General features: G+C 42.8%; 12 protein-coding genes. 8 read left to right on the plus strand and 4 right to left on the minus strand.

Annotated elements, in window-relative coordinates:
• Positions 1 to 260: 260 nt before the first annotated feature.
• Complete coding sequence (locus tag CI595_RS12530) at positions 261 to 683, plus strand: helix-turn-helix domain-containing protein (protein ID WP_095173602.1); 423 nt, start codon at positions 261 to 263, stop codon at positions 681 to 683.
• The gene (locus CI595_RS12535) at positions 680 to 1,273 is read left to right on the plus strand and encodes an ATP-dependent Clp protease proteolytic subunit (RefSeq protein ID WP_095173603.1); all 594 of its coding nucleotides are present in this window, start codon (positions 680 to 682) and stop codon (positions 1,271 to 1,273) included. The genes CI595_RS12530 and CI595_RS12535 overlap by 4 nt, the downstream gene beginning before the upstream one ends.
• A 103-nt stretch (positions 1,274 to 1,376) precedes the next feature.
• Here the strand turns inward: CI595_RS12535 and CI595_RS12540 are convergent, their stop codons facing one another.
• From CI595_RS12540 to CI595_RS26070, 3 genes are all read right to left on the minus strand, one after another.
• Entirely contained in the window at positions 1,377 to 2,345 is a 969-nt protein-coding gene (locus CI595_RS12540; RefSeq protein ID WP_095173604.1) for a serine hydrolase domain-containing protein, read from the minus strand.
• Positions 2,346 to 2,536: 191 nt separating this feature from the next.
• On the minus strand, positions 2,537 to 5,095 hold the full coding sequence (locus tag CI595_RS12545) for a response regulator (protein ID WP_095173605.1): 2,559 nt from the start codon (positions 5,093 to 5,095) through the stop codon (positions 2,537 to 2,539).
• A complete protein-coding gene (locus CI595_RS26070) occupies positions 5,082 to 5,264 on the minus strand; it encodes a hypothetical protein (RefSeq protein WP_147737716.1) in 183 nt (60 codons plus the stop codon). Before CI595_RS26070 ends, CI595_RS12545 begins: the two co-directional genes overlap by 14 nt.
• Before the next feature lie 182 nt (positions 5,265 to 5,446).
• Between CI595_RS26070 and CI595_RS12550 the strand changes: the two genes are divergently transcribed.
• The gene (locus tag CI595_RS12550; RefSeq protein WP_095173606.1) at positions 5,447 to 6,910 is read left to right on the plus strand and encodes a GntR family transcriptional regulator; all 1,464 of its coding nucleotides are present in this window, start codon (positions 5,447 to 5,449) and stop codon (positions 6,908 to 6,910) included.
• Positions 6,911 to 7,076: 166 nt separating this feature from the next.
• Here CI595_RS12550 and CI595_RS12555 read toward each other — a convergent pair whose 3' ends face one another.
• The gene (locus tag CI595_RS12555) at positions 7,077 to 7,802 is read right to left on the minus strand and encodes a GntR family transcriptional regulator (protein ID WP_095173607.1); all 726 of its coding nucleotides are present in this window, start codon (positions 7,800 to 7,802) and stop codon (positions 7,077 to 7,079) included.
• A gap of 252 nt (positions 7,803 to 8,054) precedes the next feature.
• Here CI595_RS12555 and CI595_RS12560 point away from each other — a divergent pair, with 252 nt between their 5' ends.
• The 5 genes from CI595_RS12560 to CI595_RS26075 all read left to right on the plus strand — a co-directional run bounded on the left by CI595_RS12560 (position 8,055) and on the right by CI595_RS26075 (position 12,317).
• Entirely contained in the window at positions 8,055 to 8,834 is a 780-nt protein-coding gene (locus CI595_RS12560; RefSeq protein WP_095173608.1) for a GNAT family N-acetyltransferase, read from the plus strand.
• A 12-nt stretch (positions 8,835 to 8,846) separates the two neighbouring features.
• Positions 8,847 to 10,265, plus strand: a complete 1,419-nt coding sequence (locus CI595_RS12565; protein ID WP_095173609.1) for an MFS transporter — start codon at positions 8,847 to 8,849, stop codon at positions 10,263 to 10,265.
• 171 nt (positions 10,266 to 10,436) lie between these two features.
• On the plus strand, positions 10,437 to 11,288 hold the full coding sequence (locus CI595_RS12570; RefSeq protein WP_095173610.1) for an SAM hydrolase/SAM-dependent halogenase family protein: 852 nt from the start codon (positions 10,437 to 10,439) through the stop codon (positions 11,286 to 11,288).
• Positions 11,289 to 11,324: 36 nt separating this feature from the next.
• Complete coding sequence (locus tag CI595_RS12575) at positions 11,325 to 12,161, plus strand: SAM hydrolase/SAM-dependent halogenase family protein (RefSeq protein WP_095173611.1); 837 nt, start codon at positions 11,325 to 11,327, stop codon at positions 12,159 to 12,161.
• A gap of 3 nt (positions 12,162 to 12,164) precedes the next feature.
• The gene (locus CI595_RS26075) at positions 12,165 to 12,317 is read left to right on the plus strand and encodes a hypothetical protein (protein ID WP_156087471.1); all 153 of its coding nucleotides are present in this window, start codon (positions 12,165 to 12,167) and stop codon (positions 12,315 to 12,317) included.
• The last annotated feature ends 35 nt before the right edge of the window (positions 12,318 to 12,352 follow it).

Raw genomic sequence — 12,352 nt, forward strand, 5'->3', positions numbered from 1 at the left:
TCATAAGAGTCCGGCAAAATGTTAAGGTTCTGCCGGATTTTTATGTTGTTCAGGTCAATTGACGGATATGATTATGCAATGTCTAAGGGATGGGAAGAAGTGGTAAGGATATGATTAACACACTCATTTCCTGTATAAGATATTAAAGCAGATATGGCGAAAAGGGATGTTACAGAGACAAAACTGATTACAAAATGGCATTTTTTATTAAGACACCCACATCCAAACTTGTTATAATGACGAGAAGGAGGCAAAAAACTATGGAACGGCAAAAAGATATTGTAAAACAAGTCCTAAATTATATGGAAGACAACATGGAGAAAGAAATTAACGTAGATAAAATTGCTAAAAGTGTTGGTTATTCAAAATTTTATCTTAATCGTATATTTTCCGAATGCACGGGGATCACCATCTATAAATACCTGCAAAGCCGCAGGCTTACGATCGCTGCAGAAAAATTAGTGGAATCCAATGAGCCGATTACACAGATCGCTTATGAAGCCGGATATGATTCACAGCAATCATTTTCCTTTGCTTTTAAGCAGCTATACCTATATCCGCCTAAAACCTATAGAAGTATGGGGGCTTTTATTCCAAAGCAAAACAGAATTTCCTTGTGCGGGAATTTCTATAATACAAAATATATTATGTTTATTAGTGAGATCAAGGAGATGGCAGCATGAGTACAATTCCTTATGTAGTGGAACAGACGAGCCGGGGAGAACGAAGCTATGATATTTTCTCCCGTTTGCTGTCAGACAGGATTATTTTTCTGGGGGAAGAGGTTAGTGATACCTCTGCCGGTTTGATCGTGGCACAAATGCTCTTTTTGGAAGCCCAGGACCCAAACAAAGAAATTCAGTTATATATTAACAGTCCGGGAGGCTCTGTAACTTCCGGCTTTGCAATTTATGACACCATGAGCTATATAAAATGTGATGTTGCCACCATAGGTGTCGGTTTAGCTGCAAGCTTTGGCGCATTTTTGTTAGCCGGAGGCACACCCGGTAAACGTATGGCGTTACCCAATGCTGAAATAATGATACATCAGCCGGCGATACATGGGAATGGTATTCAAGGACCGGCCAGCGATATAAGAATCATGTCTGAATATATGCAAAAGAACAAACAAAGATTAAACAGAATATTAGCTGAAAATACAGGACACACGATCGAAGAAATAGAAAGAGATACCGATAGGGATAACTTTATGAGTGCGGAGGAAGCACTCAAATACGGTTTGATTGACTCTGTTATTTCAAGAAGACAGTAAAAACAGCCGCGTCAGTCAACGGCAAGACGAATGTTCTTCGCCTGCTGTTGTCAGCCGCGGCTGTCCTTGCCGGAGATACCTCCGTGTCACACTATTGTTTCCGTCACACTATTGTTTCAATTTCTTTATTAATAAATTCTATTATATCTTTCGCTGCAGGCTGAAAAAGCGCAGCAACAGATACCACGACTTTTTTCGATGGATTCACATAAATCACATTTCCACTGTTCCCCATGGCAGCGTACCCATTTACGATCTTTGTCCACCACAAGTATCCGTAGGGTAGATCCTCTTTTTTCCATCGGCTGTGTTCCGTGGTACTCTCACGTACCCACGCAGAAGATACGATCTGCCTGCCATTCCATTTCCCTTCCTTTAAATACAATTGTCCGATCTTTGCCATGTCCATGGCGGTCAATGTCAGCCCCCAGCCGGCCGTGTTGGTCCCGCTTTCATCGGCCACCCAGCCGCTGGCATTGTTTTTTTTGACAAATGCAACATGAAGCTTTGATGTGTATAAAATAATATTAGATGGGACAGTGATCCCAAGAGGGGAGAATAGGAATTCCTGTGCGAAATCAAGCACCGGGCGTCCGGTTGCCCTTGTAAGGATACCGGTCAGTATATCCGGTCCTATTTCTTCCATGTACCTGAACTCCCCGGCAGGCTTCTTTCCGCCCAATAAATCCAGAGTAGCTTTTACCCAGTCTTTGCTGGAAAACACCTTTGCGTATGGCGTCCACCTGAATTTATAAGGAGCTGTCATGGTCAGCAGGTGCTTGATGGTGATCGTCTGGATCGTTTTCTCTCCCTTCTTGATTGTGTAGTCGGGGAAGAAATCCAATACTTTCTGGTCAACATTCTTGATATATCCCTTATCGATCGCAATGCCGATCAATATAGATACGATACTTTTTGTCACTGAGAATACATGGAAGGTATCCGTGGGGGTATATCCATTAAAGTAATTCTCGTACAGTGTCTCATTATTTTTGAGGACAACCATACCTGCGATATTGCCATATTCGCAGTTGATTTTTTGCTCCAGTCCTCTGATCTTTTCTTCAAACATGGTTTGTTTTCTCCTTGATATTTTTAACGGATATATCCTTAAATTGAGGATAAGCCCTTTAAAAATGGATTGCAAGCACTTTTTTGTATGTATTATCTGCCCATAAAATTTTGGGGATTTAAATTTTTAGAGACCGTTTCAAGCTTCGCATTTACACAAAGCCGGAAACGGTCTCCTTTAGGTTCATAAATCTATAATAAATACCTTTTCAATAAGCGGGTCAGTTCTTTGACATCAATAGGCTTTGCAATATGGGCATTCATACCGCACTCCAAGCATTGACGTATGTCATCAGAAAAAGCATCCGCACTCATGGCAAGGATGGGAATAGATAACGCATCCGGATGATCCAGTCCCCGGATCGCTTTTGCAGCCTCGTATCCTGTCATATGCGGCATTCGTATATCCATTAAAATAGCATCATAATATCCCTCAGGTGATTTCCGAAACATCTCCAGACAGATCTGGCCATCTTCTGCCCAATCCAGTTCGATACCCAGAGCGGCCAACAATTCCTTTGCCACCTCCCAGTTCAGTTCATTATCCTCGGCAAGCAGGATACGGCGTCCGGTCATGTCAAGATTCTGATCCGATATCCGATCATGGGATTCTTCACTGCCCATATATTGACGCAAACTATAAAATAGAGTGGATTTAAACAACGGTTTGGAAATAAAACCACTGATCCCGGCTTCCCTGGCCTCAGTTTCAAATTCACTCCAATCGTATGCGGAGATCAGCAGGATGGGTATATCGTCCCCTAAATTACGTCGGATTTCTTTTGCAGCCTGAATACCATTCATGCCGGGCAGCTTCCAGTCTAATAAAATGATCTGATAGTCGTCTCTCATTTGGTGGTGCTGCACCACCAGTTTTATGGCATTCTCGCCGCTCAGTGTCCATTCGGCCTTTATTCCAATGGATTTAAGCGCATTTGCTGCGGTTTGGCATAATAATTCGTCATCATCAACCACCAGCATATTCCATGGGGGGAGGACCATATCCACTTCCGTTGTGGCAGCTTTTTCAAAGTCCGCAGTAAAATGGAATTCTGTACCTTTATTCGGTTCACTCTGTACATCAATGGTTCCTTCCATTGCGTCCACAATGTATTTCGTGATCGACATTCCCAAACCGGCTCCCTCAGTCTTATGTATTCTGGTTCCGTCAGCACGGCTGTAGGAGTCATATATCCTTTTCAAAAATTCCGGTGTCATGCCAATTCCGTTATCTTTGACACGAATATGAATGCGCACATAGTTGTCTCCTCTTGGAGATTTTTCCTCAAACAGGGATAATCGTATGGAACCTCCTTCCGGTGTATATTTTGTGGCATTGGATAACAGGTTCAGTAAAACCTGATTCAAACGTACACCATCGCACCACACATTTTCCGTCAGAATATTATCTACATGTATTTCAAAATTTTGCTTTTTTGCCTTCACCTGGGGCTGCATAATGTTGACGATCCCTTCAACAACTTCCTTTAAAGAAATCTGTTCTATCGTTAAAGATAATTTACCACTTTCAATTTTAGACATATCCAGAACATCATTGATCAGTCCTAACAGATGTTTACTTGACAGCGTGATCTTTCTCAGGCAGTTCCGCACCTGTTCCCGGTCTTCTATGTGGGCGGTGGCTATGGCGGTCATACCCACGATGGCATTCATTGGTGTGCGGATATCATGACTCATATTAGCTAAAAATTCACTTTTCGCTTTATTTGCCTCGATAGCCAGCTGACGGGTCTTTTCCAGTTCCTGGAGCTGCACACGGGTCATGGAAAAATACCGAAGAAAGATCAAGGTCAGAAGGATCAATACAGAGGCACAGGCCAGCAGTGTAATATACATGCGCTGAGCGCTCAGGCTGTTTATGGTCTGGTCCAGTATACCGTAAGGCATTACCCCTACCAGATACCACTCGGAACAAGGGAGAGGTGTACCGTAAATCTGCCGGTCTTCTCCATTTATTTTCAGTATCGTAGTATACTTTTTATCGGATCTTAATGCTGCGTCAAACTCCGCAAGAGAATTCTCTAAAGAGGAGTCGTCTGCAGGGGAATCATGCTGCGTTTGCAGTTGTTCAAAGTAAGCCCATAACTCGTTATTGGGATTGCGGATCACAAAAGTGCCATCAGGCCGGATGATATAGTAATAGGTCAGCTGTCCCTCGTCCTCTAAGGAAAGAAGATCCGTGATATAATCCAGAGGAACAGCAGCGATCAGACCCAGGCATTTCTCACCATTCTGCATAGGATAAGCAGCCCGGACGCCAAACAATACCACATCATTTCCATCTGCGTCAACGCCTACGGCAACTCTTTGCGCTCCCTGTTTTAATGCTTCCACGAAAGGCGGCGGATTAATTGGCTGTATTGGTTCTCCGCAGAGAGTCTCAAACTCCCCCTCATCAGAGCAGAGCGCTAGATAGCCAAAACCTCTGACCTGCGCTCTGTAAACCAGTTCCTCATATAGGCTTTCCTTATTGTGGTTCTCCGTAGAAACCACGGAGATGATGCCGTCTACCTGATCAAATCGCAGTTTGATGATATTTTCAAAATGCCTGGACATTTGCTCATTCATGCCGGACATGTAGATTTCCCCAACTTCGTAAATGGTATTTTTACTCTTACGATTCATATAAATGCCCAGAAGACTGAAGACAACCACGCTAAAGAGCAGAAGACCAATAAAACTGTATAGTAGAAAACGGGTTGTAGGATTTTTTTGTTTACTTCTGCCCATTTACCTTACGCCTCCCCGGAGTGCTTCCACATAATCTGCCTAATACTTCATCGTAATCGCCGCCGAAACCTATATTACAGTCTCTTAGATTCATAGTCATATCTCCTTCCTTTTTCATGCCGTCTGTTTCCCTGCCCGGGAAACGTGTCACCACTTGCTTTTTGATCACACTGCTTACCAGTTAAGCATCCGTGTCAACAGCATTTTGGCGCCGGCCGCTGCCTTTATTATAACTAAACATATAATTGGTTAGCAATAAGCATATTGGTAAGGTGTGCAAATAGGTTGTCGCTTTTAATACTGACAAAAGTGGTTCAACATGTTATAATTCGGACAGATAGGAGATAGATTATGAAACCGCAGGAAACAAAATTTGAATTTATATATAAGGAAATTAAACAGTGTATTTTGGATGGTCAGATACTCCCCGGCAATTCCCTGCCATCTTCAAGGGCGTTCTGTGACCAATTTCATGTGAGCAGATATACGATCAACCATGTCTTTGATGCATTGCGGCAAGAAGGGTTGATCGAGATTCAGCCCCGTCTTGCACCCAGGGTTGTTTCGAGACAAGATGCGCCTGATCCTTCGGACACCATAACTGAGATCTTGAAACAAAAAGACAGTATCCTGCAGGTGTACCAGACCTATGCTCTAATCATGCCATCCATTCAGGTCTTTGCTTCACAGGCCTGTGATATAGAGATCATGCCGCACTATAAGCAGGCCATGAAAGCAGCACGTTTGGGACTTTCTGCCGGTGGGTGGCGTCCGCCCTCTAATTTGGGATACGATATATTGAGAGTAGGTGGAAATTCATTGTTTAGTGAACTCTATTCTGCCTTTGGCCTTTATAATAAACTTACATTTTTTACAGAAGAGTGTCCTTATTTCTCTCAGCACTTTTTACAGAGGTCTCCATCTGTGGCCGGTGATATTATAGAGATATTGAAAGGTACGGATCCATCCGTGAAATGCGGGCGATTAACAGAGATGTATCAAAGACTTACAGATTCCATTGAAAGCACATTACATTATTTATCAGAGGTGACGCCTGGATGTACAGAACAGGCCAACGTGTTATTTTCGTGGAATCCGATGCGTGGCCAGGATTACTACCATTCAAAGATCGTTGACGATTTGAACCGGAAAATTGGCCTTGGAGAATACGCGGTTGGAACGTATCTTCCGTATGAAAAGCAGCTTGCCGCCCGGTACGGTGTTTCTTTGTCGACGGTCAGAAAAGCATTGTCCGAACTCGAACAAAGAGGCTTTGTAAAAACATTAAACGGTAAAGGCACTATTGTTATAGAACCGGATGATACCGGGGTCCATCAGCTGATGCTTAACTCCGGATACGCGGAAAAGGCCTTACGTTATCTTCACGCCCTGCAGTTAATGGTGTTGATCATTTATCCCGCTGCGCTGGCCGCAGCTCCGCGGTTTACGAAAGAAGAATTGGACCGGTTAGAAGACAAATTGGCTTCTCCGGGTTCTGTTTACATAGCAGATATATATGAGGCCATATTAAAACATACCACTTTAGACCCTCTATCTGTTATATTATCTGAAACCTGCCGCCTTCTGGATTGGGGACATCATTTCACTTATTACCCTTCCAAAAAACATAGCGTTCCACGTCTCAATAGACAAGTCATGAAAGCATTTCAGCAAATAAAGGAAGGGAATGTAAGCTCTTTTGCAGAGGGTGTAGCAGACTGCTACCGTTATATGTTAGTCCGTGTAAAAAAGTATATGGTAGAAAAATATAAATTTAATAATGCGGCTCATATCCGGATTCCGGAAAGATATTAGGTGGAAATGGAAAGAGATATGGGTCGGTCTTTCACCGGTTGCGGGGGATGCCGCTGCCATCATATTTGCAGGTTAAGTATAAGAGCGGTATTAATTGAAGAGTTGAAAAAATGCAGGTTACCTGAAAAAGGTCCTGCATTTTTTTGTCATTCCAAAGGGGTTGCGTTTAATTGTTCAGTAAAAAATTAATGTGGTAATATTCCGGAAGAAAATAGAATTTATTCCGGGCAAAGGGGAGTTTCATTTTGTTATGATGTATTGCCTCAATGAGCAAAAGAGGGGTCTGCAGCGGCACGTTCAGGAACTCCATCTCTATTTCGTTGGCGTAGATCAGTTTTACGGTCATGTCCAGTGTTTTTGTAAACTTGAAGAGCGTTTCAAGGATCAGTTCTTTAATGGATTCCTCTCTGGAAGTATCCAGGCTTAGTTCGTCAAAGAATGCAGCCGGAACCTGTGTAAAAGAGTATCCGAGAACAGTGTCATCGGATTTGAAGATACAGTTACAGGCCAGTACGATATCGCTTGCAGAAAGGTTCAGCTTGTCTCTGGCGATATCGGTGGGGGCACCGTAATTGTAAGAGAGGACAGTGCTGTTCACCGGCAGCTTGTTCATGGATAGTAGGGGCGTTGTAGTCTGCTCTGCAGAAGCTTTGCTGCTTTTGGGGGCTACAATTGTCCCTTTACCCTGAGATTTAATGATCATTCCATCCTCACAGAGAATTGCGAGGGCCTGGCGGAGCGTATTGCGGCTGACCCCATATTTTTCAGACAATGCGGTTTCTCCGGGCAGATGTTCATTTGGCGGATATATGCCTTCTATGATATCGGAATATAAGGAATTGTAAACACCCAGATAGGTGGGCATGTTCTCATTCTGTAATTTAGTTTTCATAAGTTATCCTCCCTTGGTTGATAAACAAGTTTATTTTAGCATAAAAACAGCGTTTTGACAATTGAAAGAGATACGGTATGAACATGTTGAGCAAGCTGGAAGGGTTTGGATATATTACACAAGAAACAGAAAATGAAATTATGCATATTTGATAAAAAATAATTATTTGTTGTATGTTTATTGACATATAATATATTTAGTGATAGTATTTGAACAAGTTCAACATGTTGAACAAGATGAAAGGAGAGTGTCATGTTAAGGAAATGCGGGGAAGAGGACAGGGAAAGACTCAAAGAGTTTTTGAATGAGAAGCCTGTGTATCACACGTTTTTGATTTCCGATCTTGACAAGTATGGGTTTGATAAAGATTTTCAGACAATTTACATGCAGGAAGAAGAGGGAAGATGCATTGGAGTGTTTCTGAAATATTTTTACAATCTTATTGTGGCAGGAGAGGATCAGGAACTTGATCATGAGGCAGTCAGCAGACTTGCTGACGACAAGATCACTACGATCATGGGAAATGCAGAAGTAGTCCAAAATGTAGCAAATCGGGTTGGTAGGCGGCAGCGAATGACGTATAATAATCTGTATATCCATGAGGAGACAGAAAGACAGGAACCTGCTGATAACAAAGTGAGGTTTGCAGATCTGGATGATGTAGGACGGATATATGAGTTCCTGATGGGTTTTCCGGAAATGAAGAATCTGTATTCTGAGAAGAAGATGATCGAAAACAGGATCAGCAATATGGAAGGGGTTCATGCCATCATAGAAAAACAGGGCAGGATTGTGGCTCATGGAAACAGCGCTGCGTCGGCAGAACTGACTTGTATGCTGGGCGGAATCTGTGTAGGTGAAGGATACCGGGGAAGAGGGTATGCAAAGGATATTATCCGTACGTTGTGCAGGGAGATACATAGCCAGGGAAAGATCCCCTGCATGTTTGCTCCGGAGAATAATCCCTATACAATCTTTTCAGAACTTGGATTTAAGATTTATGGCAGGTGGGGCGTGGCCCAGCTTATATAACAGGGGGAAAAAATGGGAGAGAAAAAACTAAAAACAAAAGATATTCTGGGTTATACCGTTGGTTCAATTGGAGATTCTACATCGTATAATTTTGTACTGTCGTTTTTTTCGTTTTTTATGATCACTGTTGCCGGGGTAAGCCCGGTAGTGGCAGGAACGATCATTTCGGTGGCCATAGCGTGGGATGCGGTAACAGATCCGATCATCGGTTATCTGGTGGATAATTCAAAAAGCAAATATGGGAAGAGACGTCCATGGATGCTGAAATCCTTAATACCGCTTGGAGCTTCACTGGTGCTGATGTTTCTGAAGGTGGATTTTCCACAGACTCAGAAAAACATATACTATCTGATATTGGTACTGATATTCTGGACAGCATATACAGCGTTCAATATTCCTTATTATTCATTTGGTTCGGTTTTATCAGATGTAGACAGTGAACGTGTAAGAGTTGCAGCTTTTCGTGAAGTCCTTGGATATGTGGGGATCTTTTGTGCCAGCTCGGTACCTACATTCATTGTAGGCAAATTGATGGAGAATGGTTTTGATAATGCAAGATCATGGTCTATGGCAGGGATCATATCAGCGGTGATATCAGTCAGTACCATACTGCTGATGTGGAGATGTACAAGAGGAAAAGAACGGACAGACGAAGTGGCAGATGCAGAGAAAATGAACCTGAAAGGCTTCTTTTCCAACGTGATCAGCCTTATGAAAATGAAACCTTATGTGCTTGTGATCGTCTGTGCACTGCTCACAAATATTTACCTTACCTTATTTAATTCCAGCCTTTTGTATTACGTTACTTATAATATGGGATTGGGGGAAACGCAGGCATCACTGATGTTTACAGCTATGAATATAGTTTCCATCCTGTTCATTCCTTTTATAACAAAATCGGTTGCCGTATTCAGTAAGAGTAAAGTGTTCGTTATCTGTATGGTTTTCAGCGGACTGGTAATGATCCTTACAAAATTCACGGGAATCCCTAATATTACACTGGGCTGTTTCTATGTTGTATTAGTAGGAGTGGGAACCTGTGCATATTGGATGTGCGTGTTTAATTTTCTCTATGATGTAGTGGATTACGATGAGTTTAACAGAGGGAAAAAAAGAGATGGGATCATTATGTCTTACTACTCATTTCTGCTGAAACTTGGTGGAGCAGTAGCAGCGGCAGTCCAGGGATTCCTGCTTCAGAAAAGTGGATTCGATGCATCCCTTGCAGCACAAAACAACGGGGCGCTTGGCATGATCGAATCTATGTTTACCATATTGCCCGGTATCTGTGTACTGGCGGCTGGACTTGTCATTGCACTTACCCCTCTGCAGGATAAGAAGATGAATGCCCTGAGGCTGGCACTGGAAAAGAAACGTGTAGGCGAGGAATATACAACAGAAGGATTTGAGTCACTGGTAGTTAAAAAATAAGATGTAACTGTTCAGTACCTTCACAGTTACAGGCAAAAATCCATGCAGAATCGCCTTTGGCGATGGGGTTTTTGTTTGGCTGCGGAATGCTTTCTTACGGTCAGCGCAGTGAATGCGCAGACCTACTGAATCGTTACAATAAGATCATATAAATTTCAGGAGGAAAAAATAATGACAACAAATAAACCGGCAATCGTAATGCAGACAGATTTCACAAAGGATATTTCCGTATGTACCATGCAGGGGGTATGCATGATGGTAGACCCCGAATTAAGAGTGTTTGACAGCACGCATGAAATTAAAAGTTTTGACACCTATCAGGCTTCCACTTCTTTGAGCTTCGTCATAGATTTCTGGCCGGCCGGTACGGTATTTGTATCTGTAGTTGACCCGGGTGTAGGGACAAGCCGTCGTGCCTGTGTGGCAAAGCTTAGCAACGGAAGTTATGTAGTGACACCGGATAACGGCAGTCTTACCCACGTGAAAAAATATTTTGGGATCGATGAGGTTCGTGTGATCGATGAGAATGTCAACCGCCTCAAGAAAACAGAGAAATGTAATATTTTTCATGGAAGAGATTTATTCGCATATTGTGCAGCAAGACTTGCATCAGGCGTGATCACATATGAAGAAGTAGGAGAAGCTTATCCGGTAGAAGAGATCGTTGAGCATGAGATCATACCATATAAGGTAGAGGATGGCTGTATCTCAGGAATGATCGACACAGCGGACTATCATTTTGGACTGATCTGTTCTAATATTCCGGCAGAAGTTTTTGAAGAAGAAGGGATCGGATATGGAGACTGGATGGATGTACAGATCTTAAAGAAAGGACAGGATGCTCCTGTATACTCACAGAAAGTGCCGTTCCAGCCGTCTTTTGGTGCAGTTGCTGTGGGAGAGCCGCTTTTGATGGTAAGCGAGACACTCCAAATCCAGATTGCGGTCAACAGCAGAAATATGAGTGATCAATATGGTATCCAGGTCGGACCGGAGTGGATAATGAAAATGAAAAAGTGTTAGGAAACCAGGAAAACAGATAAGAGGAGGAAATGAATTATGAAACCGACAATTGTAATGCAGTCAGATTTTGGAGTGAACTCAGGGCTTGTAGCTTGTATGCATGGAATGTGTAAGCTTGTGGACGGTGAGCTGATCACATGTGATATTACACATTTACTGCCGGCTTTTGATATCGAAGCGGCATCGTACTGTCTTCAGTATACGGTGCCTTACTGGCCGGCGGGAACGGTATTTGTCTCTGTGGTAGATCCGGGAGTAGGAACGAGCCGCCGTGCATCTGTGGCAAAGTTGAAAAATGGAAGTTATGTAGTGACTCCTGACAATGGAACACTGACATATCTCAATGCCATGATCGGGGTGGAAGCGATCCGGGAAATCGACGAGGAGAAGAACCGTTATCAGGAGACAAAAGAAGTACATACATTCCATGGCAGGGATTTATTCGCCTACTGTGCAGCAAAACTAGCTTCCGGCAAGATCACTTTTGAGGAGGTTGGAAAAGAATATCCGACAGAGGAGATCGTACTTCATAAGATCCAGACAGCGGAAGTACGTGAAAAATATGTGAGAGCAGTGATACAGAGTTATGATCCTTTCGGCAGTGCAGAACTTTCTGTTTTAAACAGTAATTTTGTCAAAGCAGGTTTTAAAATAGGTGAAAAACTGCATGTGACCATTGGAACAGATGATAAAAAGGTGTTTGACGGGCTGATCCCTTATGAGCGGTCATTTGGTTATGTGGGAAAAGGTGAGGATGTCTTATTCAATAATCTTGCTTCTTTTGTTACGATCGGCAGCAACCAGGCGGATTTCAGGCAGAAGTATCATATGGAGCCGGATGTAAATTATACAGTGGAAATCTGTGAGGCGTAAAGAATGGAGCTTCAGTTTATAGACGCCCATTTTGGCCTTTCAGTCGAAGAGGCGAAAAAGCTGATGATTCAGGCAATGGAAACATCATTTGCAGAAAAAGGAAGAAAAGAGAGTGTGATAAAGGAGGTTTGGCAGTGGAAGGAAGAGTCTGCCTGAGCGTGTTACACAGCTTTAGGACGGAAGTAGAGGAT

Origin of the sequence: Blautia hominis (genome assembly GCA_002270465.1) — a bacterium.
GTDB classification, from domain to species: Bacteria; Bacillota; Clostridia; order Lachnospirales; family Lachnospiraceae; genus Blautia; species Blautia hominis.